This is a genomic window from Nostoc mirabile CHAB5784 (assembly GCF_020829645.1).
Taxonomy (GTDB): domain Bacteria; phylum Cyanobacteriota; class Cyanobacteriia; order Cyanobacteriales; family Nostocaceae; genus Nostoc; species Nostoc mirabile.
In genome coordinates, this window is record NZ_JAIVFS010000066.1 from 22,143 (window position 1) to 47,034 (window position 24,892).

Annotated in this window: 35 protein-coding genes and 1 pseudogene; 24 read left to right on the forward strand and 12 right to left on the reverse strand. The window is 40.3% G+C overall.

All coding sequences use genetic code 11. The annotated features are described in order from the left end of the window. Nucleotides 1-2 precede the first annotated feature (2 nt). The 8 genes from LC653_RS29850 (at nt 3) to LC653_RS29885 (ending at nt 5,032) form a co-directional block, all read left to right on the forward strand. Nucleotides 3-236 (forward strand): hypothetical protein, encoded by a 234-nt coding sequence (locus LC653_RS29850; RefSeq protein ID WP_229498260.1) that lies wholly within the window; start codon nt 3-5, stop codon nt 234-236. Beyond that, complete coding sequence (locus LC653_RS29855; protein ID WP_229498261.1) at nt 233-478, forward strand: hypothetical protein; 246 nt, start codon at nt 233-235, stop codon at nt 476-478. Before LC653_RS29850 ends, LC653_RS29855 begins: the two co-directional genes overlap by 4 nt. Next, nucleotides 475-750: a hypothetical protein gene (locus tag LC653_RS29860; RefSeq protein WP_229498262.1), complete on the forward strand. Its 276-nt coding sequence runs from the start codon at nt 475-477 to the stop codon at nt 748-750. Before LC653_RS29855 ends, LC653_RS29860 begins: the two co-directional genes overlap by 4 nt. Nucleotides 751-905: 155 nt before the next feature. Further along, nucleotides 906-1,445 carry a hypothetical protein gene (locus LC653_RS29865; protein WP_229498263.1) on the forward strand — a complete coding sequence of 180 codons (540 nt, stop codon included), beginning with the start codon at nt 906-908 and terminating at the stop codon, nt 1,443-1,445. An 11-nt stretch (nt 1,446-1,456) separates the two neighbouring features. Next, nucleotides 1,457-2,173 (forward strand): hypothetical protein, encoded by a 717-nt coding sequence (locus LC653_RS29870; protein ID WP_229498264.1) that lies wholly within the window; start codon nt 1,457-1,459, stop codon nt 2,171-2,173. Between the two features lie 22 nt (nt 2,174-2,195). Further along, entirely contained in the window at nt 2,196-2,741 is a 546-nt protein-coding gene (locus LC653_RS29875) for a hypothetical protein (protein ID WP_229498265.1), read from the forward strand. Next, on the forward strand, nt 2,738-4,603 hold the full coding sequence (locus LC653_RS29880; protein ID WP_229498266.1) for an ATP-binding protein: 1,866 nt from the start codon (nt 2,738-2,740) through the stop codon (nt 4,601-4,603). Before LC653_RS29875 ends, LC653_RS29880 begins: the two co-directional genes overlap by 4 nt. Before the next feature lie 222 nt (nt 4,604-4,825). Then, nucleotides 4,826-5,032: a hypothetical protein gene (locus LC653_RS29885; protein ID WP_229498267.1), complete on the forward strand. Its 207-nt coding sequence runs from the start codon at nt 4,826-4,828 to the stop codon at nt 5,030-5,032. A gap of 213 nt (nt 5,033-5,245) precedes the next feature. Here the strand turns inward: LC653_RS29885 and LC653_RS29890 are convergent, their stop codons facing one another. Together LC653_RS29890 and LC653_RS29895 are read right to left on the reverse strand one after the other, a co-directional pair. After that, nucleotides 5,246-5,524 (reverse strand): hypothetical protein, encoded by a 279-nt coding sequence (locus LC653_RS29890; RefSeq protein ID WP_229498268.1) that lies wholly within the window; start codon nt 5,522-5,524, stop codon nt 5,246-5,248. A 181-nt stretch (nt 5,525-5,705) separates the two neighbouring features. Next, entirely contained in the window at nt 5,706-5,909 is a 204-nt protein-coding gene (locus LC653_RS29895) for a hypothetical protein (RefSeq protein WP_229498269.1), read from the reverse strand. Between the two features lie 171 nt (nt 5,910-6,080). Between LC653_RS29895 and LC653_RS29900 the strand changes: the two genes are divergently transcribed. Together LC653_RS29900 and LC653_RS29905 are read left to right on the forward strand one after the other, a co-directional pair. Next, nucleotides 6,081-6,227 (forward strand): hypothetical protein, encoded by a 147-nt coding sequence (locus tag LC653_RS29900; protein ID WP_229498270.1) that lies wholly within the window; start codon nt 6,081-6,083, stop codon nt 6,225-6,227. A 291-nt stretch (nt 6,228-6,518) separates the two neighbouring features. Then, nucleotides 6,519-6,725: a hypothetical protein gene (locus LC653_RS29905; RefSeq protein WP_229498271.1), complete on the forward strand. Its 207-nt coding sequence runs from the start codon at nt 6,519-6,521 to the stop codon at nt 6,723-6,725. A gap of 13 nt (nt 6,726-6,738) precedes the next feature. On the opposite strand, the gene LC653_RS29910 is transcribed toward LC653_RS29905, so the two are convergent. Next, nucleotides 6,739-7,425: a hypothetical protein gene (locus LC653_RS29910; RefSeq protein ID WP_229498272.1), complete on the reverse strand. Its 687-nt coding sequence runs from the start codon at nt 7,423-7,425 to the stop codon at nt 6,739-6,741. Between the two features lie 138 nt (nt 7,426-7,563). On the opposite strand from LC653_RS29910, the gene LC653_RS29915 reads away from it, so the two are divergent. After that, the gene (locus tag LC653_RS29915) at nt 7,564-7,788 is read left to right on the forward strand and encodes a hypothetical protein (protein WP_229498273.1); all 225 of its coding nucleotides are present in this window, start codon (nt 7,564-7,566) and stop codon (nt 7,786-7,788) included. Between the two features lie 722 nt (nt 7,789-8,510). Here the strand turns inward: LC653_RS29915 and LC653_RS29920 are convergent. After that, the gene (locus LC653_RS29920; RefSeq protein WP_229498274.1) at nt 8,511-8,711 is read right to left on the reverse strand and encodes a hypothetical protein; all 201 of its coding nucleotides are present in this window, start codon (nt 8,709-8,711) and stop codon (nt 8,511-8,513) included. 313 nt (nt 8,712-9,024) lie between these two features. Here LC653_RS29920 and LC653_RS29925 point away from each other — a divergent pair, with 313 nt between their 5' ends. From LC653_RS29925 to LC653_RS29935, 3 genes are read left to right on the forward strand one after another with little or no spacing between them, the layout of a single operon-like run. Continuing rightward, nucleotides 9,025-9,420, forward strand: a complete 396-nt coding sequence (locus LC653_RS29925; RefSeq protein WP_229498275.1) for a PadR family transcriptional regulator — start codon at nt 9,025-9,027, stop codon at nt 9,418-9,420. 1 nt (nt 9,421) lies between these two features. Beyond that, nucleotides 9,422-10,078, forward strand: a complete 657-nt coding sequence (locus tag LC653_RS29930; protein WP_229498276.1) for a hypothetical protein — start codon at nt 9,422-9,424, stop codon at nt 10,076-10,078. A 59-nt stretch (nt 10,079-10,137) separates the two neighbouring features. Continuing rightward, entirely contained in the window at nt 10,138-10,443 is a 306-nt protein-coding gene (locus LC653_RS29935) for a TRADD-N-associated membrane domain-containing protein (protein ID WP_229498277.1), read from the forward strand. 144 nt (nt 10,444-10,587) lie between these two features. Here LC653_RS29935 and LC653_RS29940 read toward each other — a convergent pair whose 3' ends face one another. From LC653_RS29940 to LC653_RS29955, 4 genes and pseudogenes are all read right to left on the reverse strand, one after another. Continuing rightward, a complete protein-coding gene (locus LC653_RS29940) occupies nt 10,588-11,040 on the reverse strand; it encodes a hypothetical protein (RefSeq protein ID WP_229498278.1) in 453 nt (150 codons plus the stop codon). A 66-nt stretch (nt 11,041-11,106) separates the two neighbouring features. Then, nucleotides 11,107-11,754, reverse strand: a complete 648-nt coding sequence (locus LC653_RS29945) for a hypothetical protein (RefSeq protein ID WP_229498279.1) — start codon at nt 11,752-11,754, stop codon at nt 11,107-11,109. A gap of 93 nt (nt 11,755-11,847) precedes the next feature. After that, complete coding sequence (locus LC653_RS29950; protein ID WP_229498280.1) at nt 11,848-12,522, reverse strand: hypothetical protein; 675 nt, start codon at nt 12,520-12,522, stop codon at nt 11,848-11,850. A gap of 210 nt (nt 12,523-12,732) precedes the next feature. Next, nucleotides 12,733-12,954, reverse strand: a pseudogene (locus LC653_RS29955) (tyrosine-type recombinase/integrase); the annotation flags it as partial. 216 nt (nt 12,955-13,170) lie between these two features. On the opposite strand from LC653_RS29955, the gene LC653_RS29960 reads away from it, so the two are divergent. Both LC653_RS29960 and LC653_RS29965 read left to right on the forward strand, forming a co-directional pair. Further along, entirely contained in the window at nt 13,171-15,939 is a 2,769-nt protein-coding gene (locus LC653_RS29960; protein WP_229498282.1) for a helicase-related protein, read from the forward strand. Nucleotides 15,940-16,399: 460 nt separating this feature from the next. Then, a complete protein-coding gene (locus LC653_RS29965; protein WP_229498283.1) occupies nt 16,400-17,392 on the forward strand; it encodes a tyrosine-type recombinase/integrase in 993 nt (330 codons plus the stop codon). A 78-nt stretch (nt 17,393-17,470) separates the two neighbouring features. Here the strand turns inward: LC653_RS29965 and LC653_RS29970 are convergent, their stop codons facing one another. Then, the gene (locus LC653_RS29970; RefSeq protein ID WP_229498284.1) at nt 17,471-18,046 is read right to left on the reverse strand and encodes a hypothetical protein; all 576 of its coding nucleotides are present in this window, start codon (nt 18,044-18,046) and stop codon (nt 17,471-17,473) included. Nucleotides 18,047-18,102: 56 nt separating this feature from the next. Between LC653_RS29970 and LC653_RS29975 the strand changes: the two genes are divergently transcribed. The 4 genes from LC653_RS29975 to LC653_RS29990 all read left to right on the forward strand — a co-directional run bounded on the left by LC653_RS29975 (nt 18,103) and on the right by LC653_RS29990 (nt 21,461). After that, complete coding sequence (locus LC653_RS29975; protein WP_229498285.1) at nt 18,103-18,270, forward strand: integrase; 168 nt, start codon at nt 18,103-18,105, stop codon at nt 18,268-18,270. 141 nt (nt 18,271-18,411) lie between these two features. Beyond that, a complete protein-coding gene (locus tag LC653_RS29980) occupies nt 18,412-18,750 on the forward strand; it encodes a hypothetical protein (protein ID WP_229498286.1) in 339 nt (112 codons plus the stop codon). 326 nt (nt 18,751-19,076) lie between these two features. Beyond that, nucleotides 19,077-19,655: a hypothetical protein gene (locus LC653_RS29985; RefSeq protein ID WP_229498287.1), complete on the forward strand. Its 579-nt coding sequence runs from the start codon at nt 19,077-19,079 to the stop codon at nt 19,653-19,655. Between the two features lie 3 nt (nt 19,656-19,658). Beyond that, nucleotides 19,659-21,461: a hypothetical protein gene (locus LC653_RS29990; protein WP_229498288.1), complete on the forward strand. Its 1,803-nt coding sequence runs from the start codon at nt 19,659-19,661 to the stop codon at nt 21,459-21,461. Here LC653_RS29990 and LC653_RS47545 read toward each other — a convergent pair. Continuing rightward, on the reverse strand, nt 21,458-21,586 hold the full coding sequence (locus tag LC653_RS47545) for a type I restriction enzyme endonuclease domain-containing protein (RefSeq protein WP_370684508.1): 129 nt from the start codon (nt 21,584-21,586) through the stop codon (nt 21,458-21,460). The genes LC653_RS29990 and LC653_RS47545 overlap by 4 nt on opposite strands. Next, on the reverse strand, nt 21,587-22,567 hold the full coding sequence (locus LC653_RS29995) for a GIY-YIG nuclease family protein (protein ID WP_229498289.1): 981 nt from the start codon (nt 22,565-22,567) through the stop codon (nt 21,587-21,589). Nucleotides 22,568-22,798: 231 nt separating this feature from the next. On the opposite strand from LC653_RS29995, the gene LC653_RS30000 reads away from it, so the two are divergent. The 4 genes from LC653_RS30000 (at nt 22,799) to LC653_RS30015 (ending at nt 24,462) form a co-directional block, all read left to right on the forward strand. Beyond that, on the forward strand, nt 22,799-23,197 hold the full coding sequence (locus LC653_RS30000; RefSeq protein ID WP_229498290.1) for a type II toxin-antitoxin system RelE/ParE family toxin: 399 nt from the start codon (nt 22,799-22,801) through the stop codon (nt 23,195-23,197). Continuing rightward, nucleotides 23,184-23,495, forward strand: a complete 312-nt coding sequence (locus LC653_RS30005; protein ID WP_229498291.1) for a helix-turn-helix domain-containing protein — start codon at nt 23,184-23,186, stop codon at nt 23,493-23,495. The genes LC653_RS30000 and LC653_RS30005 overlap by 14 nt, the downstream gene beginning before the upstream one ends. A 230-nt stretch (nt 23,496-23,725) precedes the next feature. Further along, nucleotides 23,726-24,016 (forward strand): hypothetical protein, encoded by a 291-nt coding sequence (locus tag LC653_RS30010; protein WP_229498292.1) that lies wholly within the window; start codon nt 23,726-23,728, stop codon nt 24,014-24,016. Further along, on the forward strand, nt 24,016-24,462 hold the full coding sequence (locus LC653_RS30015) for a type II toxin-antitoxin system VapC family toxin (protein WP_229498293.1): 447 nt from the start codon (nt 24,016-24,018) through the stop codon (nt 24,460-24,462). The genes LC653_RS30010 and LC653_RS30015 overlap by 1 nt, the downstream gene beginning before the upstream one ends. 46 nt (nt 24,463-24,508) lie before the next feature. Here LC653_RS30015 and LC653_RS30020 read toward each other — a convergent pair. Next, the coding region (locus LC653_RS30020; RefSeq protein WP_229498294.1) for an RNA-guided endonuclease InsQ/TnpB family protein at nt 24,509-24,892 on the reverse strand (384 nt) is incomplete at its 5' end.

A 24,892-nucleotide genomic window follows, 5' to 3' on the forward strand; every position in this document is an offset into this window, starting at 1 on the left:
TAATGAATTACGAATCTCGGCGTATAACCATTTCCTACCTAGCAGTAATTGAATTGTGCAAGATGTTTGATTTACCCCAAGATGCACCAACACAAGCATTATCAGCAGGTGTAGAAAAGCTGATTTTTCAACACGCTTTTGTGCAACCATCGCCCAAACCCGAAACAGTGCAATCTACGCAGCCCAATAAATCGGCACTTAGCGCAATGGTCACTAATTTCAAAGGGGCAGCATGACCAAATCCAGATTTAGAAACACGGTTTTAGGCATTGGAGCAACAGCAGCAGCGATCGCTTTTGGCTATTTCGGAGTGCAGCAGCTTGGCAGAAACAATATGTTTACCATCGCCGCAGCTGTCGGGGGTGCAGGGGTCATCAGCTATGTACTTCAGAAGCCGAGTCAGCCACAAGCGCCAAGTAATCAGCCAGAACCCCAACCCACACCGATGAAAACCCAAAGGAAAGGAAAGAAGTTATGAGCGACCAAGAAACCATGCAGACACAACCATCGCTAACAACAACCGAAATCATGACCATTATCCTCGGTTGCGAACAGATTCTTCGGTTCGTGCAAGCATCCCCAAATTACAAGCAGATTGAAGCGTCCGAACGGTTCAGTACATCAAACGACCTAAAAATGGGTGATGCAGTGCAAGCCTTGATGGAGATTCACGAAGCCATCCTAAATATCGAGTTTTATTCCCAAGTTGAGGGACAAACTTATGCTTTCAACGACAGCCTTAGTGCGTAACCACCTCTATGAATTCCGTGGTCAACAACTCCGCTACAGCCATCGGTCTAATTGTGGAGTCAATGCGCCTTTTATATTCAACGACTCGAAAGGCAGAAGAAAAGAATTAAGCCAAAACCAAGTGCAGAGAGAGGTTTTTGAACTTGTTGAGTTTTGTGAAAACTGATGATGAAGCGATTGCATCGACCGACCAAAGTAAGTGCAATCGCCCATCTGTGCATCGATTGTATACACTATTGGATTTTAGCAGCATGGCACTAGACTACAGAAATCCTAACGATTGGGGCAAATCACCTCTGACCGACTCCGCCCTAAGAAAGCAGCAATTCAAAGTAGAAAATCCTGAACAATGGTCAGCAATGATTGAGGCTGATATTGAGGCACTTTCCACACCAATATTCGAGAGTGAAGATTACCCACCCTTTACCGGGACGGAATTTCTAGCAACTCATGAAACCATCGATGACCATCCATACTCTGCTGCATTTGGTCAATTCTTGGGTAATGGGATTGACCCTGATATTGCAAATACTTTGGCATTTGGTGAGAACCGATTTGATTTAATTTCTGATGATTTTGACGACCCCATAAGGCAATTAGCAACGAGAATTTATAGCCGATTTGAAGACATGGGCTATTGGGATGAAGTGCCCCAAGGGTCGAGCGATATCGACTACGACAACATACCTTATTAGGAGGATCGGAGATGGACTTTGCAATACGTAATCCGGTACTTGGTCATGCAAGCCACATTGACGAGAAGGCACAATCTTGGGGAGGGTTTGAGTCTGATATTCTGGGCTATCTTTCGGATATAAACAAGCTTGAACAGTTTGCCGATTATGCGAATAATGCCCAAGAATTATCTGACCGATTAGAACCATTTCTGGACAACGCCAAGGTCGTCTTTGAGGCGATGGAGAAGCTGACCAAAGGACAAGTAACTTGGACAGAACTTCGTAAACAATACGGCTCTCATGTTGCGGGTGCAATTGGTAAAATCCGTAAACTTAACGCTGAATTTGACAGCGAGATGAGTAAAATAGATGCCCAAGATAGAGCCGACTTGCTGCGAATTGACCAAAAGCGTAAACACGCACTAACCGAAGTTGCAGCCCAATTACATCAAGATTTACAAGCTGAATTGTGGCGGCATGAGAACAAAGTTAGCGGTATCGAAAATAGGCAAGTTGTGCAAGCCGAAAGGCAAGCAATTACTACGGGATTGAGAGAGAAACGCCAACAACTTTTAGCCCGTGCGAGGTATGGCTCAAGGGCGCTGGAGCCGAATCAAACACCCCCAGAAGTGATACCAATTCAACACACTAGTTCTGCACCAGCATCAAGTGTTTCTGCAACAGGAACAGTTCGCGGTTGGGGTGCAATGTTGGGTAACTTGTGGAACAAATTGGGCGACCGATAAGTAATTAATAAGGACTTGGCTGATGCTAGTAAGGAAACGAAATGAAGATCCTCACAGCGTCAGCCCTTTTTCATTTGAAGGGCTGGCACAAACACCACAGCAACAGAAACAAGAGCAACCATCACAACCGCAACCATTACCAGAAAATAACAGAGGTAGAACATTTAGACGTGCTGGGAATGCTTGTGAGATTGTCGCTGGCAGTTGTTTAAACAGTGCAGTTATTTTCACTTTTCATTTATTACAAGTTCACCCAGTTGGAATGTTTCTTGCTGTTGGCACTGCACATCTGTATTTTACTGCCACTGCAACAGGTGAAGGATTTAATAATTTCGTTACTAATTTAATGACTGGTTGCAGTGCATCACTGGCGTTATTGTGTGCGCTATCTGAACCGATTAGTGAGTGGAATGAAGCGAGAACTTCTACTGATACAGCTAATAATTCAATTCAGTCAATGTATCAGCCCAAAACTGCGGATTATTCAAGTTGGGGCAGTGGTGCAGGTGTGGCGATAGTTATAGCGATATTAATGGTTTTTCTATTTGGTGGTAGTCAGAGGAAATGAATTATTTAACCGACAAACATAAACAGTTATCCGAGTCGCAACAATCGGGTTTAATGTTGTGGTTTGGTCGCTTATCAATGGACAAGAAAGCTGTTGCAATTGGGCTGAGTTTGACTGTGGGCATTAGCTCGGCGGCGATGGCGTGGCAAGGAACTAGCAGCGATCGGATCTACTTCTGCATCAAAACCCCTTTGAAAACATTGACCTGCTCTGATTTGAATGGCAGACCTTTCAGGATGACCCCATTTTATTGGCAACAGTGGCAGTTAGATGGAATGCCACGCCAAGTTGTCAGAGATGCAGCAACCGGAGTTAACGGCTTAGTCAAAGCAACCAACCCATACAAACCGTTTTGGGCTTTTGGTGGATTCCTGGGGTTTGCTCTTGCTGGGTGGATGCTTCGCCATTGCCAGGATGAGGAGAAGCAGAGGGCAGTTTTTGAAGACATAGCCCAAAAACGGGATGCTGCAAAAGCAGAGATGGCCGCACGTTCCGAGCTACTAGAGAGTTACCGAGACGTTGCGATCGCAGAAGTTCAACTGCAAGCTGACCTGGATCTAGTCGCCAACGATCGCACCGTTGATATCCAAAAAGCAGAGATTTACGCCCACACGGAAATTGAAGTTACCCAGATGGAAGCATCTGACGCAATCTTTGAAGCGCAAACGGCGGGGATGAGTGAAGAACAGAAGGCGGAGTATATTAAGCAGTTGCGCGAGATGAAAACCCCTTATCTACAAGGGAGTCAGACTTTACAAGGGACGATTGACCCCAACGATAAGGTTACTGGGGGAGAACAGCCGGCGATTGCAGACAGTGACAAATATCGCTGGATCAAAAACACCATCGGCTACCCCACTTTGATATTTGGTGGTATGGGTGCTGGTAAATCCTGGACTACTAGAGAGATTATTTGGAAGAAAGTACAAGCTGGCTGGAACATCGTAGCGCTTGACCCGCACGGCACACAGGTCGAGTGGCGAGGTGTGCGGCTGATTACCGGCTACAAAGAAATAGCTCTCTTCATGCAATGGTACATGAATGAAATGCGCCAGCGCTATGAAGATTACCGCAAGAGCGGCATGACTGAAGAACAGTGGACGGAGAACCTAAGAGCGTCAGGCAAGATGCTATCAGTTATCTGTGAAGAATTTACGACCTGGACAGATAACATAGTTGAGCCAATGCCTCTGGATTGTGACCTCGATAAGTGGAAGCCAGATCCAGATTTTATTGGTAAATGGTTTCGCTGTGCTATGACTGAATCTCGCAAACAATTAATGATTCCTTTGTTCGTGGCTCACGACCGCACAATGGAAATCCTAGCCAAAGCCAAAGGACTATCAAAACTTCGGGATGCTGCACTGTTAGAAGTAGAACTAATCGCAACTATTGACCCAATCACCACAGAGGCGAAAGCTAGCGGTCAGGGCAAGATTAAATTACCTGGGCATGGGCAATGGATTGATATTGAATTGCCTAAACTCAAAGCCAAGCGAATTGACTTTAGGCTTGATGAATCTGGTTCAAGCGATGCTCAAAGCAACACCCAAAAGTCAGATCAAAAACTTTCAACAGACTCAGAAATAGCCGAGCGGATCTGGCAACTGGAATTTAATTTAGAGAAGCCCCACACAGAGTCTAGCCCTACCCCATCACTAACACCCAATGCCCAATCACTGCTGCAATTCCTCCACCGTACAAAAAGAACATCGGCAACAATACAGGAGGTACAGCCCAATTTCAAAGTAAAGGGTGAAAGATTCAATTCAGAGGAATTAAAGCGACTATTTAATGAGTTAGTTGAAAATAGTCTGTCCGTCTGGCTGGATGCAAATACCATCGAAATCAGCCAAAATTAGCCTTACAGACAGAGCAGACAGGATTAGACAGAATCCTTGTACAGTCAGGGACAGAGCAGACAGAGCGCTAGACAGACAAAGGACAGACCTCTTTCAGCAGACAGATAGTTTTGCACGCGGCTAGCACTGAAAAACCTTAATTATATTATCACCACCAGGATTAAAGCATTAATTCAAATTTAACCTTTTGAGTCGTAAATATTCTTTACTGGAGAGTGAATAATGGATGCTGAAGCTTTACTCGCAACATTCGCCGACGCGCTCGATATTCTTGAAATCATCAAAGACCATCCACAGCTTAAAGTTTTGCAAGAGTCTCAATTTTACCACTCTCCGAACGGGTTAGTTTTCAACGATGTTTTGTTAGCAGGCAACGATGTTTTAGAAGCTTTAGAGAAGGCAAAAAAAGGTGAGGACTTACGCCAATAAAAATAGTCTCACTGCTGTAATTTAGAATCGCTTGAGGATGTAATCGAAATGCTACAATAGTCCAAAAAGATTTTCCCAAATTGGGAATACTCCACCAGCCATCTTGGGCAATCCTGGGTGCTTTTCTGTTTTACTGAAAGATAAGCTTATGGGTGTTCACCATGATTGATTTACTGTCCAAGGATTTAAAGCACTCCGAGAAATATTTTGGCTTCAGCCAAGCTTATCAAACCAGTTCAAGTTAGGAACTTCCCCATTTTTTCGTCGGTCAGCCTCAGCACAAGCCTTTTCATAAACCTCATTCCAGCCACGAAGAAAGTCCTTTTCATAAGATGCTAAATCTTTATATAGGATAGCGCTTTCAAGCGAGACAGCCTGCACTATCTCTTCAAAGCTTTGAAAATATCCAGGCTCAATTGCGATTGCTAACAAAAACTTCGCGGAATTGTTTCTAAACTCTTGACTTAATAGCTCTAATGCATCTGATTTCATCCTACTAACCTTAAGAATTTATTTGGACTGAGTTTCGTTTCTTAGTCCCCAAAGCTGGAAAATCAATATATATTATAAAACAGATTAATAACCAAAAAATAAAATAAAGTTATTAACGTGCCATAATTCGATACATAGGTAATGTCATTTTAAAGTTAATATTAATAATTAACAATAATTTCTATTTTGCCTTTTGCAGATTGATGGCTGCATCAGCAGCTTGTTGGGGTGTTAACCTCTCAAACAGATGGCAGTTGTCTAAATTTACCAATAAAGGATTTTCATCGCGCTTAATCAACTCTTTCTGAATTTCTACTAGCCAGCTAGCTCGGATCATGCGTTCAAGCCGCTCCATAGAAGATTTAGGTTTGCTTAATTCAGACATAGTTTCCTCTTCGTCACGTCTCTACTAAAATTAATCTATCAGACTCAACCAAAACTTTTAGAATACATGAAATTCTCAGATTTACAGCGCGGCGATTTGTTTTGTTTCCCGAACGGCGAAGACACGTACAAAAAAATAGGGGATAGACTTGCGATGCCGATGTGCAGTCGAATGAATCACCTTGCAGATGTGCGTGTAGAAACTGAAGTTATCGGCATAAAACCAAGCGCTTACTCGCGCCATAGGGAGGAAAATATGCCTGACTTTGAAGGGCTAACCTGGGAGCTTCAATGCCAACTGGCAGAAATGGGCGAGTAAATTACCTGTAGTGATCTGTTTGATAAGCGAGTTAGTGCAAGCGAACTGTGGTCAAAATTATGCAAGCGGTATTACCTGAAACGGAACTGATTTTAATTCAAATTGCAGAAAAACACTATCCGCACACACACTTTAGGATAATCCCCGAATTTAATTTTAAAGTAGATAATTGGATAGAAATTGATTTTTTGGCATACCAAGCGTGAATCTACTTCTGGGGATAGGCCACACAGTAATCCATTTCACAAATATTATCGAAGAGATAGATTTGATTTTAATCTAGCTTTTGCATTGAAAGATACTCGTTTATTTTTATCCGGTGATTGGCACGAAGTCACTCTTACGCTGCATTATAGTTTGGCTGGCGGCAGTTCGTGGTGGGATGAAGGGATTCGGATCGCTCGTCCTCATCCTCATGGTGATAAGTTAGAAGCGATCGCGCAAGAGATGTATCCTTTATTGAGACAAGGTGATAAATTTGCGCGTTTGCAAGAGTAGGAGGTAAATAACCTTAATCAGGTTTGGGCGCATTTACATCAGGGTAAAAGGTAAGATATTGTGACCACTGCTGGCGGTAAAACTCTATCCCAGCCTGAGTAATAACTAACTTGGTTGAGTGCTTACCGTCTTTGTTCCAGTAGCCAACTTCTTTCACTAAGCCGTTGTCTGTTCCGTAATAATCTCGCAGTCTTAACCAAGTCCACTGCCAACTAAACCCAGCGTAATCCCCAAAGGTTAAGCCACTATCTATCCCTGGTTCACTTGCTTGATAGGCTGTAGCTAGTGCCTCCCACTGCCTTGGTTTTAACTGTCCCTTGGGTGGCTTTTTAGGTGCTGATTCACCCCTGCCTGCACGAGCTACAGCACGTCCAGTTGTGGTGAGCTTGATGGAAATTAGTTCGCTATTAAAATAATTACATTCAATTAACTTGTGTCGTTCCAAAAGAGAAAGAGTTGAACCTAATCCCTGGTCAACTACACCAGCTTCAAATAGCAACTTGTGCAATAAAGTTTCATAGCTTGTTGGCTCAAAATAATATTGCAGATTACGCCATACAGATGCTTTCTCTCTGATTGAACTATCGCGCCAACCTGACTTTTGTGCTGCCTCCACCGACTGGTCAGCGCGGTAAATGGCGGTGAGGGTTAGTTGTTGTCGTTGGTTAAGTTTTTCCCACAGATAAAGGTGTTTGCTCATTACTCATATCCTTGAGCATTCTTAAAGATCCATCGCCTTACCCCCTGCCGACCCATTTTCAGTCCAATATCAAGTTACCCTTTTAATGTCCGTGTGCAAAAATTTCTACGCCTTATGTGCCATTCGGGAGAAATGCCCATGCTCCACAAAGTTTTCATGCCTAATGGAAAACAGTTAGCCAGTCACGACGCTTGGATGATGATGCATCCGGCAATGGATGCTGATTGTCAATTTTCAGTGGGTGATTTGGTTGAATTAGAAGAAGGGATTTTTGTTCTTAATGAAGATATTAACCCAATGGAATTAGCAACCGACCAGCAGATTCAACAGGCTCTATTACAACCAAGTAGTTCAGATTTGTAATCTGATACGTTGATGGGAGCTAAAAAGAGATACGCTCATCTCAGCAATGGCTAGGGCTACACCAGCTATCAAGTTATGTTTTCACCTAAATTGACCGTTGAGTTTGTTCTAACAGATCAGGTATTCTATGAAGTTTTTTGTTGCAAGTAAGTAAGTAACTAGCTGCTGATATCACTCACTGATAGCAACGATTTATCAAGCAGGGGTATAGAAGCGAGTATAGACAAGTCAGGCAAGCCGCAACATGAGCAGATCCTATTGGTGCGTATTATACCTGCAAGTGGTCAGAGCGCTCTTCGCATAAGCAGGTTTTATCAGCCAACGAGATAATGCGGGTTGTAGCGTTCGTGCTGTCGTGCTGATTCATAAGTCTGGGTTAACCCCCTGGATTCGTTCACGAAACATTAGGCTTTTCGCTCCCTTACATTGCTTAATTGCGAGAATACAGCCTCAGAAGGTATTTGAACTCTAAAAGTGGATGCAACGCACCGGATTTCGGATAGGGATTTGACTGGAAAAAGCGGGGCTTTCTGTTCTTCTGTCCACTGGATTTTAGGGAATATTCTTCCCCGGCGCACTGTACGAGTAGACTTGTTGGCTTCAGTCATGGTTGGTTGTGCCTTAGTGCAATATCTATATTTTCCTGCATTTTCCACCACTCCGAAGTGACTGGCCAGATGCCACAATCGGGCCGGGGGTTTTGGCTTGTCGTGACTAAATGTTTAGTGTGCCTTCCACGCAATTTCTAAAAGCTTCAAAGCCACTTCTACGCGCTCAAACTCGCCCTTGCCAATACCAAGGTTTGCATCTGCATCTTTGTTGATTATTGCAGCTTTTACAACATTAGCAGCTTCAATGGCTGCTAAGTACAGCGCCGCCCGTGCTTCATCCTGAATTGCTTTGTGTGATTTATCTTGTGTCATAAATGTCACTACTCTACATTCAGGTCATTTTACTGCCCCTTTTTAATAGATTGTCGGTTTGCAGACTAATTGTTCAGGTTGAAGTTGCTGTAGACACAGGTATAAATCCGGGTGCAGACCTAGCTTATAGTTAACCCAATTTTTTCTAAAAATTTTACTCAGTAAAGTTTTTGAGAGTTGCTTGGCAGCGAGTGCATAACAGCCTCGCCAGTTTTCCCTAAGTAACTCTCTACAAAAATACACTTGTCAATCTCTATATCAAATTAATATAATACATTTATAAAGTCAACATCATCCAATTTGCAAAGCATCCATGAATAAGAAAAACGATGATGAATTAATCACCCTCTCAGCGCTTGAAGAAGACCTGCTGACAGCGTTGTGTGGCAAAGAGCTATACGGACTGCAAATTATGAACGCTATTAACGAAGCTAGCCTTGGCAAGCGCCAGATAGGATTTGGTAGCCTCTACCCCACTCTCCATCGAATGGAAAAAAAAGGTTTGGTTAAACCCCGTTGGGGCGAGGAAACAGATCCTGAATCTGGTGGTGCGCGGCGTAAGTATTACGTAATCACTGGGTTGGGGGAGCAGGTGCTTAGAGAAACTCAGGAATACCGCGCCCATCTTGCTGGATGGAAACCAATGTTTATCGAACAATTAAGTTTCGTGCAACCAGTACTTGGTCAATTGGGAGTAGAGGGGGTGTAGAATGAAATCTTTTGATAAGTTTTTAAAACTCGTACCTAAACTACCAATAATATTGCAGATTGCGCTATTGCCAGTGTTAGCACTGCTATGGCTATTGCCAACATTAGTAGTAGTAATATCGTTTCTAGTTTTGTTTTGTGGCAGACACAGAATTAAAACATTTATGGAACAGTTTTTAGAGCAGAAAGACCAGGAGATAAGCAGAGTTATTAGCAAAATTGAAATGATGGACTCATCCATCAAATTTACCCTGAAATCTGAGAATCAGTGCAACGATGGCGACAGAGATAATCTCTTGCAAGCTCAACGTGAGATAGAAGATACAATTAAAATATTGCAGACTTCGAGGAAAAATTTTCAGAACGCCAACGTAGAATTTAATGAAGCAATCAAGGATTTTTTTAGTGACTCTCAAAAATCTAAACGCCGACCAAAATTCCCAGCATGGCTTGTAAAAAAACTTCCCGTAGACTGGCGTAGTGACCTAGAAGAGTTACAACGTGATTGGATTGATTCTGGATGTTCGAGACTAGTTTTCAAACTACGAACTACTCAATGCTTGCTGTCAATGGGTTGGGCTAAATTAATGATTCGGTGGTCAGATTACCGGGATAGTAATACCACAAAGCAAGTTGGTGATAAACGTACAACCAATTAGGTTTGTGAATTCATACAACCAGTTGATTCCTCAGAATTTCAAAAGTTATTGATAATCAAATGAAAAACTCCTCTTCATCTTCAAATCCTGAGCCTGCCCATAATCCTTATTCAGAAATCAAACTGAGCATCGCTAAAGAACGCTTGCGCCAAGCTCATCAAAGTTTCAACTTGGCTTGGTTTACAACTTTATTGTGTAGCATGATTACTGTAGGAGGAGCAGTACTTTTACTAATTGGTACTGTTAAAGAAGGCTCTATCACTGCTGCTGCGGGGGCCATTTCGAGCGTGTGTTGCCTGAAATTTGCCAAAGATGCCAATGACAGGTTAGATAAGATTCCAAAGGAGTGGAAAGAAGAAAGTTAAGCCATACCGTTCACAAAACGGTTACGTATTCCTTTTTCGGTTTGTTGAATGTGCGATTGCGCTTTCTTCGGACTGCAATCATGCAATCGCGCCGAGCCTCATAGTCTGGCTTTAATTCCTGCCCAAGAGATTCACCTTGCTCTCTCAGGCTACACAGTCAGGCAAGCCAATATTTTGGTTGACATTAGCCGTGTTACCTTGCCCCCCTTGTTGAACTATCCCGACAGGAGCATTAAAGTGATTGATACTAAGAGGAGAGTTGTGGGTATATGTTCTGTCAATAGGCAGTTCATCCCTTAATACTAAATGCCCTTCAGGAGTAATTTCAGTCACGACATGAACCCTACCAGCATCAAAAGTATAGGATATTATCTGTTTAATAAAACCTGAAGTATCTAATTCATTTAGACAAGCTCTAACTCGATGTATATCAAGTGCTAATTTTTCAGCAATTGTACAATCTTGAACAGCAAGCTCGGCTGCAAAACAGTCAGTAATGTTTGTCAATATTCGCCTTTTATCTGCGTTCATTTTTTCGCGCATATTTACCTTTTTGGCTTTTTGAATCGTTTTTTTAAATTTACTTAGTTTAAACATTGTTCCGATATTTTTACTGATCACAGTGGTTGAGTTGAGGTCTGGGTATAGACAGTGGTGTAGACATTACTCTGCTTCCTGCCAACCTTCCAACACTGCTAGTAGGACGTTTATAAGAGGATTATCAACTAGTTCTTTTATGGCTTCAATACCACCTGCTTTCATCGCTCCCATAACCCGCGCTTTCAGTGTTGGATTCTTTTCAAGCTCCTCAACAGCCTTAGAGACAACCGCCATCTTTTCAGCACTAGTTTTAGTAGGATAATTCTGTTCTAATTGATTGAGAAGTTGTTGAATTTCTGCTGCGGCTTCTGCAAGATTTTGCTTTTGCTCAAATGTATTAAAGTTTTGAGTTACTGTAGAGATATTACCTTGTCCACCTTGCTGAACTGTACCTATGGGAGAGAGAAATGTGTTGTTAAAAATTTGAGGACTAACTTGGTTATTTGGTTGATTAGATTGTTGTTGGCTATTCTCTATCTCATCTATTCCTTGAGCAGTAATTATATAATAAGGTTTCAGACCATCATCATAAGCAAACTCTATAAATTGCTTTGAACAAAGATAATTTAGTATACTTATCAAGTTTTCCCATTCTATACCTGTTTGTTGCAAAATTTCATTTCTACTTATGCCATTACTTATGTCTCTTTGCTGAGTTTTTTGATAAACTAAAGTTAGCACTTTAAATCTTTTTTGGTATTCATTTTCCATAAAAATCATATTTACATGAATTTTGAAATCATCATAATCAAATAGTTAGTATTTTCATCATACCTTTATGAGGTGTTTAGATTACATCAATACTTAGACTCCATGATGGATTTTAAAATATGTAGAAAGTGCCAATAAAATTGGTTTGGCTTTATCATATAATTCTTGGGCTGGCTTGAAAGTATTATTAATTAGTTCAAGCCTTTGTTTCACTCGCTCAATTAGTCCTGGTGACTCTTGCTTTTTCGCTAATTCAGATAGTCTATTGGCAGCTTCAATCGTATCTTCTTTATCAAGGTCAGATAAAGACGAAGACTGAATTAATTCTAATAATTTGACAACTAATTCATCACAGTTAGGCAAGCCAATATTTTGGTTAACATTAGCCGTATTACCCTGCCCTCCTTGTTGAATTACCCCCACAGGAGCATTAAAAGTATTTTGAAAAACTTGGGCAGGGAAATGTGCCGTAGATTCTTGTGGTTTTTTGATGGCAGCTTCCACTTCACGCATACCTTGATGCGTAATTGAGACAAAAGCTGAACCACCATACATTGCTACTAGCGAACCCATTGGCTTGATTAAACCTTCACTTTCTAAATATTCTAAAATATGCAATAATTCTTCACCGCATATACTTGTTTTTTCGCAAATATCATGAGTACTGGACACCTGATCTTTATCTCCGTCACTATCTCTATAGATAGTATTTAAAACTAAAAATCTATTTTTATCTTTTTCCAGAACATAGTGATAATCAGCTTCCATCTCGCTCTCTCTATTATTCACCTGAGCCAGCCTTCAATATAATTGCTATCTTGAGAAAACTCAAATACCTTTAAAAGTACGGTTAACCGTCAATCCAAGTAGGGATTGTATGGTAGTTGTAGCGGTTTTTTTGAAAATCATGACTATATTCTCTATCTTTTTTATACTGTGAGTCTGTCTAGATTCGTCAAGTTGGTATTTGAATTACTGTTATTCATCCGCATTCTTCAACATACCCGTCAACAACTCCGACATTTCCCACAAATCTTTATTCCGGTTATCGTCATAAATCATCAGCGTTCTGGGGTCAGCATGGCGGCTCAACTTCTGCACCTTTCTAATATTCCCATCAGTCGCATCGAGGGCCGCCGTAATTGCCGAATGTCTGACCCTGTGAGGTGACATCGGTTTCTTCACCCCCGCCTTTTTAAAAGCCGTGGCACACTTGACCGCATAATCGCTTCAAAGTACTATTGTACTACTGAGACATACCTCCTTAGCTGACCATTATCCCCACCAATTCTGTGGGGTTATTTTTGATTTTAAATTCCATGTTTTCTAGTAATACTACGGGAATTATTAAAGTTGAAAATTTATAAAATGGTACGTTGACCTCGAAACTGAATCTACCACAAGCAATCCCAACTCATGAATGAAGAAATAGAAAATGACGAAAATGGTGAAATAAATACTTCACGAGAAAGCTGGTTTGAGAGAAGAAAGGCTTTGGAGTATATAAGCCATTACTTCCAGACAGCTAAAAAAGAGATTAGGATTGCTTCTGGATTCTTCACCATCAGAGGTTGGGGGCTAGTTCGACGATACACAAAAGGCAAGCGCGTTTATATTTTAGTTGGTCTTGATGACCCCGGAGAGGAACGAGCGCGGCAAGCTCTAATTGATGAAATATTACGCGACCTGCGAACAGGTCTGGACAGGGAGCGGCGACAGACAGTACTGGATTTAATAGAAAAAATGCAACAAGGTAGATTACACCTTGTAGATGCTAGAGCTACAGACCATCATGCCAAGCTATATATTGTTGATCGCAAAGTCGCAATTATGGCTTCGTCAAATCTTACCCAACGTGGTTTGAGGGAGCAAGTTGAGGCAGGGAATATAATAACTAAACACCGCGAGGTTGTGGCACTGGTAAACGAGTTTGATACATATTTTGCTGAAGCGAAAGACATTACCCAAGAATTATTAGAAGTCTTGCAGCGCTGGCTTAACTTTGTGCCACCGTGGGATGTATACCTAAAGACTATGTTAGCGCTGGAAGACATACAACCAATCAAAAGTAATTATAATAAACAACCTGTTTCATACCAAGTGGATATGATTGCTCAAACACTGCGGCAGATAAAAGAGTTTGGCGGTTCAATGCTAGTAGCTTCTACTGGACTTGGCAAAACAGTCGTAGCAGTTCACGTAGCTTTACACCTTCGCAATGATGACCTAATTGATAATATTATGGTTATTGGGCCAAAGGCAGTCCGCAGTAGTTGGACAGACGAAATGCGTGATGCTGGTCTACCTTGCGAGTATTTTGTTTATCAGGCTTTAGATAAGAGTGGTTCGGAGCAGGATGGGAGCTTAGAATTGTTTGAAAAAATTCAAAAAAATCTTCATGAGCAACGATGGTTAATTATTTTTGATGAAAGTCATTATTTGAGAAACCGTTTCAAACAAGATTTATTTAATATGAAGAAAAACCCAGCAGAGCGTCGGGCTTTTCTCCGTTTAAAACAATTCTTGAAAAAGAGCAGCAATACGAAGGTCTTATTGTTGACTGGTTCCCCTTATGCTAGAGATGAAAGCAATTTAAATAATCAGTTATATTTATTACCACATACTGCCGAACTTCATACTTTGCTGGATGAAGATTACGACGATAACGCCCGTGCATGGCATATTGAGCAAACCGAAGATTTTGTTAATCTATCCGTAGCTTCTCAACTAACTACACCTCACGTAGCTAAATATTACAGTCAATCAGAAAATCAAGAGAATTATATTCTTTTTGGAACAGAGAAGAGATATATTCCCAAAATTGTACTATACAGTGTCAATTTTCCTCTCTTACTAGATAAGGAACTGATAGATGCAATTAAAAAAAGATATTTTGATTTAGATTCACGTAATCCCATGTTTAGAGAATGTATCAGGAGATTGGTAAAAATTGCTTGGGCAAGTTCTCCATTGGCTCTTCGTGGAGTTCTTGAAAGCGTTGTTGATACTCCTGGAGGAAAGAACGAGTACAAACTTGGGAAATTAAAGTTTGTGTCGGAGCAACAAGAAAGACAATCTCTTTTAAATCCTCTAATTGAAACGTTGACTAATTTGGATTTTGAAAGTGACTTGAAGCTCAAAGCACTTTACATAATTATTCAAGAACTTAAGCAGAATTCCGAAAAAGCAATTATATTTTGCGAACGTCGCGCTACTGTTGTTTACTTGGCACAGGCATTCAAACAAATGTTCCCTGCATTAAAAGTAGTTGCAACTATCGAAGCGAGTGAGAATGAAGATAAATATCAGATGAAAGAAACCAATGAAATAGAAAAACTTATCAAAAAGTTTGCACCGATTTCTAATAATGCTGAAACCATTTCTGAAGAAAGCTATGATGTATTTATTTCCACAGATGCTCATGGAGTTGGGGTTAATATGCAAGATGCATCTGCTGTTATAAATTATGATATTGATTGGACTCCTATTGGCCCTGTTCAACGGGCTGGACGCATATTGCGTTTTTGGCATTCTCCACGAACAGTCAAAGTATATACATTTGTTCCTAACCTGACACAAGAGACAGACCTGAAATATGATTTAATCAGAATTAGACAACGTTGGGAAAATCTCATGTTGCGTCATGGAGAATCTAGAAAGCTGACGGACTTGCCCGTTTTAACAATTGCCAATTCCCAAGAAATTAATCTGCCTGAGCTTGCGTCTCAAGTAATAATAAAATCAGGTCAATTAAACTTAGACGCTTTAGCAGATTTGGATATTTCTCCCTTCTATCAACATACAGCAAAATTACAAATGCATCGTGATTATGCTAAGACTATTCTTAGTGATATTGTCAGTGCAAAGATAACTCAGGACTCGGAACCATCAATTTATGTTTTACTAAATCACAATAAAAAGTATCATGCTCTTGTATACACTCCCAAAAATCAACAAGTACGTGAGCCGGATATTATCAAACTTCTCAATTTAATTGCGTGTAATGAAGATACTGAAATTGCTGTAGTTGATTATGGCTTGGTTGAAGAATTGAGCGATGCTTGCATCAAAGCTTGGTGCAACAAGCAGAGTATATCACCAGAAGAAGTGGAAAGAATTTGTACTTTGTATCTCAAGCCAGAAAGTGAACCTGATGAACTTGAAAGTTTGTTGAATGCACAATAAATAAAAACATCAGTGGCATCGAGCGCCGCCTTCGGGAGCCGAATGCCTGACCCTGTGCGGTGACATTTGACTGCATAGGGAAGGATTGATATCAATACTGATATCAATGCCCCACAAAGAGCGATGGCGCAACCGCCCGCCAAGAGAGATCGCTTCACCACAGCGATCGGGACTCTCCTGAGTGAGCTTAGGGCAAAACCACAATATCCAGACTCATACAGCATTATTACTTAGTCAAATCGTCAGCGCTTACACTTTCATCTAATTTAATTTCTCTTCATCGCCCTCCTTAATTGTCAATTAGCTGACAAGAACTCGCCCATTCCCCACTCCCAGCTGCTTTGACAGATAGTGCGACAATAGACTTTTTCGCACCACTTAGAGTAATAAACACGCTCTTAACAACTAAGATGTTGAAATAGCGTTAAACTGACGCTGCCCCTGTGCTGCTGACTAACCAATGACACAGATCCACCCGGAAAATCTTAGCGTTCTAGAAAACTCCTTGGCGTTAGCGATCGGTGAGGATTTTTCTTTAGAGAATGACCCCGATGTTATCCAGCAGCTGATTGGTGATAAGCGATCGCCCAACACCAAGCGCGAATACCAAAAAGATTTGAAAGATTTCTTTCTGTTTGTCGTTAAGAAAGAACCCAGTCGGGATTTGGTTCTAGAGTTTCTTCACCTGGAACAGCGTCACGCCGTTGCTGTGGTTCTCAAGTACAAAGCGCACCTGATTAAGAAAAAATTGGCTGAAGCTACGGTGAATCGTCGCCTTAGTGCTATCAAGTCAATGGTTGAGATGGGGCGACGGTTAGGGGTCTGCAATTTCTCCCTAGATGATGTCAAAGGTGAAAAGGTCGAAACCTACCGTGACACAATGGGCATTCCAGCCGAGGACTATGCTTTAGTTATAGCGTTGGTTGACCGCAGTACCCTTAAGGGCAAGCGCGATTATGCCATTATGCGGTTACTCTGGGATAATGCCTTGCGTCGGAATGAGATAGTTAATTTGAATGTGCGTGACTTTAACGCCAAAGATAAAACGCTTGAAATCCTGGGTAAAGGCAAAGGTAGCCAGAAGGAAGTTATTGACCTATCGGACAAAACCGCCGATGCAATCGCAGGTTGGATAAAAGCAAGTAAGAAGAAACGTAGTAATGAACCGCTTTTCACCGTCCTGGCTTACCACAAGAATGGAGCGAGATTAACCGGGGAGGCAATCAGGCGACTGGTGGATGGGCTATGCAAGCAAGCCGGAATTACTAAGAAGATGTCACCGCATCGTGTTCGCCATAGTGCGATTACTACAGTATTGGATCTGAACAATGGCAACTACCGTGCTACCCAGCGCTTTAGCAGACACGCCCAAGTGCAGACGGTGTTGAAATATGATGACAACCGCCAGCGCTTGCAAAAGCAGATGAGTGACTCAATATCAGAATTGATTTAAAAAAGACCTAAAGATGAGGTTGAAAGTATGGTGTTAACTTCAGATTAATTACCTTTTCTTGCCCTTAGATTTCTTGCCTTAGTCCTGTGAATCAAATCCTTTTGTGTTGGTTTTTGGTTTTTCTCTTAGGATTTGCTGGTTATAAGCTTTTTGAAAGGCTGCTATCCCTTCAGAGCAAGTCATGTCAAACCCGGCTTGCATCCCACTCATAACAAAACTTTTTGCCATACCCCCTTTCGCCGGATCAAACATCCAGTCTGTGAACTTGCCTTCGATTCTGGCAAGATAGGTTGCGATCGCCCCGGCACTACGAAAGTTATACTCCCGCTTCAAGAAGTTCCAAAAGGCGACTAGTTCTGAGATGGCATCCTCTGCTTCTGATCTGTGCATCAGCGTGAGCTTGCGCGGAAGAATATGTTCCATAACGATTTGTGCATCTCCCTTAGTCATCTTGGGCAGGGTGAATCCTTCGTAGATGTAGGACATTTCTGTGAAAGTGGCAATCCATCCACCGAAGTCAGGGTGTTCTTGGGCATAAGCTTCTCCTTCAGGAGACTTGGCAAACTGCTCGACTACACCATCTATGTAGTCGGGTAAAAGGGGTTCAGCTTCGTCGTAGTCGAGATTATTGAGTTGATTGATGTCAAATGGCATGGTTTTGCTCCTTGAGGTTGAGCAGACATACGCTCAATTTAGCAAGAAAGGCACTTATGCTGAGACATACTGTTCCCGTTTATTTATCCCTTCCTCGGAATGCCGGGATACCGTTGTGCCACATTCAGGAGATATCGGGGCATCGGACTTTGGCAGCTAGGGAGCGGTATCTGGGTGTCACCGAAAAGCAGAAGCAAAACGCTATCTCTGCTTTAGATTTTTGAACTATGTAGGGAAAAAGAGTTTCGACCGAGGGTAAGCAGCACCATGTATATCTCTACTTTGTAAGTTCGAGATGTTTTAATACACTTAGTACCTGTTGCAATGGGAGCATCTCGTTCAATGTTCTTTAAACTAAGTCAAATATGAATCATGAAGAAGACAATTCCCCTTGGGGGCAAAAGGGAGCTACTCTGAGCGATAAAACAGCCCAAAAAGAATTTAACCTTGATCTAGCAGAAATTCTTGAGGCTATCAAATCAGGAAAATTGCAATATCGGCACAATACTTTATATGGAAATCCCTGCTTCAAACTCTTAAGGAATGAGGTAGAAGATTTTGTCATTGAAAAATATGGGTCGGATTATTTAAAAACTCAAAAGTGCAAAGCTGAATTATCAAAAATCAATACAGAAATCCGAAGTTTGAACCGAAAAATCTCGGAATTAGAAAAAAGAAAAGAAGAACTTTTAGCAACCGACTAAAAGTGATGAAAGCTTGGTTTTCTCCTGCAAAATTCTGATTCGTCTAATATCATTTTTGGGCAAGTTAGTAAATCAATCAAGCGTAGTCTGCAATATTCATTTACACGCATCTCAATTTACACATATCCCGGCGGACACCCTGTTACGGGTGATCGCCTCGCCTATGAGTCGTGTTATGGTTATTATTCGTGATTGTACTGACGACAGTGCTAAAAATTATATATATTATACGGAAAGTTATTAAATAGCTCTGTTTTAAAAAAACAATTTTCAAAGCAGAATTAATTATCTTTTCTCATAATTAAATTGAGAAGGTCAAAGTATTTATGAGTCAGCTTTCAACAGTACAACTACTTTATTTGTTTTACGCTCACGCTTATTCAAATGGGGATACAGTAACTAAAAGTGTTGTTAAGTCTTATCTTTCTAAAGAACTACAACAAGAAGCAGAACAGAGCTATGAAGCTCTAATTGAGCAGAAATTAATTGAATCGCCTAAAAAAAATCGGCTTTCACTTACTACTTTAGGTAAGAAAATATTAGCTTTAAACCTTCAAAATACTAAGTATCGATTTGACTCTGTAAAAGGCCCTAAAGTTATAAATATTCTTCTAGAGTATCTTCAACAAGTATCTTATGATTCTCATAATTCCTCCTCCCAGAGCGAAGATATGGACTTTGATACTTATGTAGAAAAATTTAAGGCACTCTATTTTGAAGAAAGAAAACGTCAAGAATTGCTTGGTGTTGTAGCTATTTATAGTCGAGTCATTCGTCAGAAATTTTCTGAAAATAACCCAATCTCTCAATCCTTGTTAGATAAGTATTTTGAGAAACTAAAATCAAACGGTAAAGTTTTCACTGTTACCGAAAAGGATGAAGAATTAATCCAATGGGCTGAATAATCAATGCCAGAAGATGCAGGAAAAAAAAGATATATAAAAAGCTTTCTTCAACAAGTTAAGTCAGGAACTGGATTCATTGACGATATTAGAATTGAACGTGTTATTAGACAACCAGGAAGTGACGGAGAAGGTTCAACAGCTCGAAGTTTATCTGGACGGCAAATAGCTAACATAACTCAGCTACTTGAAGACGATCTCAGACATACATTCGATGATGGTTTTTTTACTTTTAGATTTGTTGCTGCCTTAGTTGGTAGTGGTAAAACTTCACTTTTAACTTATCTAAATGAATTAACTAAAACTAAACCAACTTTTTTAAATCATTCAATAGTTGTTCAGTTTCAGCTTTCTGACATACCACTTGGCCCTAATTTTGGTGTCAAATTTTATTGTCATATTCTGGCTGATACCTTTTGGGAGTTGTTACACAATCAAAATTTATCTAATTCAGTTAGAGTTATAGCTGAAAATATTCTCGGTGATTACTTGGAAAGTAATCAAGTTTCTCAATTAAAAACTACCAAGGCATTAATGCCATTTCGTAGCAAATTTAAAAAGTATATTACTGAAAGTGTAGACGGATTTGAACAATTCTTTTTTTATGTAATCTCCGAAGTCTCCCAAGTAGACCCTAGATTCAGTTTTGTCTACCTTGCAGATGAGTTAGATGCTTTAGCAGAATTCCCAAAGGAAATTCAAGAGACTAGATTAGTGTTAAAGCAATTAATCAGAGGAGCTTTTCAAGTATTTAGTTCAAAAATTCGTCTATTGATGTATTTAGTAGGCACTTCTGATAACGTAGGAAGTTTTATAGCAGAAGATTCTGTCATTCAAAGTCTTATTGGTGATTCAGCTATAAATTTAAACAAGGGGTATAGCAATGAATTTGAAGTAATTAGAGAAAAGATTGAGAATCGTATTCAAGGAGCTTATAGCGGTTATAAAAACTTTAATCAAGCGTGGCAAGAAATAAAAAATATATCGATAAGTTCTACCAATACATTAAGGGAATTCTGCCGAAACTATGGTAATGCCATACTAGAAATCCATGAAAAATACTTTCAAGAAGCACCTGAGCAGGTTTTTGAAGGAGATGCGCGTAATTTAGTTGAGGCAGAATGCAGACAACAGTGGGCTAATTTTTTAAGTAAAACAGCTTACACTTTGTCAAATGTTTCAACTACTACTGTAATAGCGGGTCATGCCTTTGATTGCTATGTAGAATTACTACATAATGGCAATACTGTTGCTAGAGCCTTTGGCGAAGCTAAAAATTATGAGATGTTGAGCAGTCACTTTAATACATTTACTCAATGGTTAAATGATGTCAAATTTAATCCATCTAATTCTGATGGAACACCAACTGATTTAGCTTTTATGATTGCTCCTATTTGTCCACCTCTCTTGCAAAGAAAGTTAGACCTTAGAAATATTCATTTTCTCAAATCAGATAAAATTGTATCGACAGTTATTAGCGCTACTAATAATGATACTGTAATTGGCTCAAACCCTATAATAGAACAAGTTTTAAATAACACTCAAACACCCAACTGGATTTTTAGTAATTCTAGTATAAATGGAAATAATCCAAAAAAATCTACCAATATTAACACTGCAACTAAACATGAATTGACGGCTGCTTTTAAAGGTACTGGTATTAAACAGGCTACTATTGATAGACTCATCAAGCTTCGAGGTATCAAACCATATAAAACTTTAGATACTATGGCATTTGATTTAAAATTTACACCTAACGTAATAACAAAATTACAGGAGAAACTAGATAAACAAGAGATTTGCTTTTAGAAAGCAACTAATTCACTGTAGTAATGCACCCTTAAATATTTCCGCAGCAGACGCTTGACTAACCTTCGCAGATTAACCTTGACACTCTCTTGCACAGTCCAGTCATTGGTGACGTTGCTGGCGATTTATGAGCCATTGGATTCACCTTTAGAAATTCGTTTGGCAATTCTACTACCAACTCCTCTAAGACCTTGCTTATACTCTTCTTTTATTCTGTATATTTGTTTTCCTAGAGTTTCTCTATCTATATAATCATTAAAAACTAAATTTATGGGGTCTTGCAAGTAAGGTTGTATTTTATTGACAAAATCTTTTGGAACGGGAATTTTTAGGTCTGCTTTGATTTGATCTAAAATATCTGCTTCTACAATTTTTATTTGTTCACCAGCTAAAGTCCCCATTCTAGTTTTAGTTAAAATCTGACTAACTTTATCTAAAACACTGACTTCAACAACATACCCATTTACCAAAATCCGGCACTGGACTACACCGTATCTTCTTACATATTCCTTGTGTGGTGCTTCCCAAAGGTTAGAATAAGCTTTTCTAGTCCCAAATACATAACCTAATATACCACTAGATATTTCTATATCTTGTTCGGCGAACTCTCTTAGCTTTTCCCAATCAAGCACAAGATGAATAATTTGTAGTCCTGCTAATTTCTTTTTTAACCACCAGTCAGGTGTGATGGTATTTTTATTTATCTGTCTGGGTGGCTCTATACCTAAAATTACTAAAAAATCTGGTAATTTGAGTATTGTTTCTCTTAATAGATTTTCAGCAGGTAAAACCTTTTTTTTCTTTACTGGACTGCTATTAAGATGCGGTCTGTACTGTGCTATTAATTTTTTCTCTTCTTCATCTAGGTTGATTTCGCTTAACTTATTGTAATATATATAAAACTTTTTTCTACTTTGTGATGATAATTGGTAAAGCCTATGGTGCGCTTTCCCATTCCATCTCTTTTTAATATTTTTTGCTTTTCCTATGTACCATACTATATTGTTTTCATCTATTACATAATAAATGCCAGAATCTTCTGGTAAAAAATGTTTATTTTTTAAATCAACCTTCTCTAAATTTAAAATTGACTCATCAGCATTCATATATAGTGCCAATTATTATTTAATATTTACTTCTGATTTTTTTAAACTTGTAGATATTAGATTTTACTTAGTGTAAACTGCAACTAAAAGTTCGTCATCTGTAACTTTAATAATTGGCATTTTTGTAACAAAGTTAGATTTTTCAATTGAGGAGAAACGTCATACAGCCCGCGCGTCTCGTTTCCTCCGTTGCCCTAATATAACAATATTGATATATTTAGAGGGTATGCTGTGCCTGAAACCCGTATTGTTTTCTACCAGGAAGAAGAAGGGGAAGTTCCTGTCCTTGAATGGCTGACGAGACTTTTGAAAGAAGACCGCAAAGGTTATGCAAACTGTGTTGCTCGAATCAAACAACTTGGGGCATCAGGATACGAACTCCGTCGCCCGGCGGCTGATTACTTGCGCGACGGGATATATGAGCTTAGAGCAAAGCATATTCATGTGCAATACCGCATCTTGTACTTCTTTCATGGGCAAAATGTGGCAATTCTCGCACACGCCATTACAAAGGAAGAAGCAGCTGTACCTCCAATTGATATTGAACGAGCGATCGCACGAAAGCTTTTATTTGAAGAAAACCCAGAAGTTCACACCTACGTAGAGGAACAAGAGGATGGCGAAGACTAGCGATGCAATAAAAATCATTAACAAGATAACCAGCAGCGACCCTGAGCTTGAGGCAATGGTGGAGTCAGCCTCTATAAATGCAGAAGTGGCACAGGTTATTTACTCTGCCAGAACAAAAGCGGGGTTAACACAGAAACAGCTTGCTGAACTTGTTGGTACAAAACAGCCTGTGATTGCACGGCTGGAAGATGCTGATTACGAGGGACACTCTCTTTCAATGCTGCAAAAAATCGCTCACGCTCTCAATCAACGGGTAGTGATTCAGCTTGCTCCAATAGAACACGAGCAAAGTGCATAGAGCATTCTAGTAGCAATGAATACGTTGTTTAGAAACATGGTCAGTATACACCTGATTGAAACATTTGAATACTCAGGTATTTAAATATCTGGATACCCAGATATTTGTACATTCAATTAGCCGTGTACCCAGCCCAGGTTGCGATATTATGCTTTTATTTCTAGTGAGGAAAGTAACAGCATAATTAAGGTACTTCCCAAATTTTTAAGTATGAGTTCTGGAATGCCGACATGGAAACGATGAAGTTGCGATCGCATATTGGGACAGATGGTATATTGCAAATCCAGACACCCACTGATTTAAAAGATACAAATGTTGAGATAGTGGTGGTTATACAGCCGTTAGCTGATGCAGAAGTTGCAACATCTTCAGAAGCCCAAGCACAATATAACGCTTGGGGAAAGCCCACAACGAAAAAATCGATAAGTAATGCAATTGCCAGAATGGAACAACTGCGACGAGAAGTAGCGTTAGATAAAACGTCAATCCGCTCCATGATTGAAGAGGGGCGAAGATTTTAATGCAGTTTGTTTTGGATTGTTCTGTAGCAATTAGCTGGTGTTTGGTGGATGAAAATAACCCCACTGCAAATGCGATACTAGCAATAATGCCGGATGCTGAAGCATTTGTACCGGGGATTTGGTCACTGGAGATTGCTAATGTCCTACTAGTGGCTGAACGGCGTAACCGCATGACTACTGATCAATCATCAGAAGCTATTACCTTGTTACAGTCTCTGTTGATCCAGGTTGATACCGCTACAGATGCAAACGCATTGGGTGCAACCCTGACGCTGGGGAGACAGGAAGGTTTAGCAGCTTATGACGCAGCTTACTTAGAATTGGCGTTGCGGTTGGGATTGCCGTTGGCAACGATTGATCAAAGGTTAGCTCTGGCGGCTACAAGGTGTGGCGTGGATTTGGTCGTTGCCGATGAAGAAACGCCTTCAATTGGGGAGACACCGTAAGTCAGGTTTTGACACTCCCCACCGATAAATCGGGGGGATTCTAGCATCACTGACGTTCTTTGCTTTTACAGGTCTTACGACCAATAGAAGTAGGGAGAACATCTCCACTAGCGTTAGTTTGGGGTTGCCCACCCCTACCGCTTGCACGACTTAAAATTACCTTGGCAGCATTCACATCGCGTTGTTCTGTATGTCCGCACTTGTTGCAAGAATGAGTTCGAGTGCTGAGAGATTTTTGGACTCTAGCACCGCAATTACTACATTCCTGACTCGTGAAGTGGGGAGGAATTGCTATAATTTCTCGACCAAATTTCACACCAAAGTATTCAAGCCACTGGCGGAAGTTATACCAAGAAGCATCTGTTATGCTTTTGGCTAGTTTGTGGTTTCTCACCATGCCGGAAATATTTAAGTCTTCCAAGACTACCTT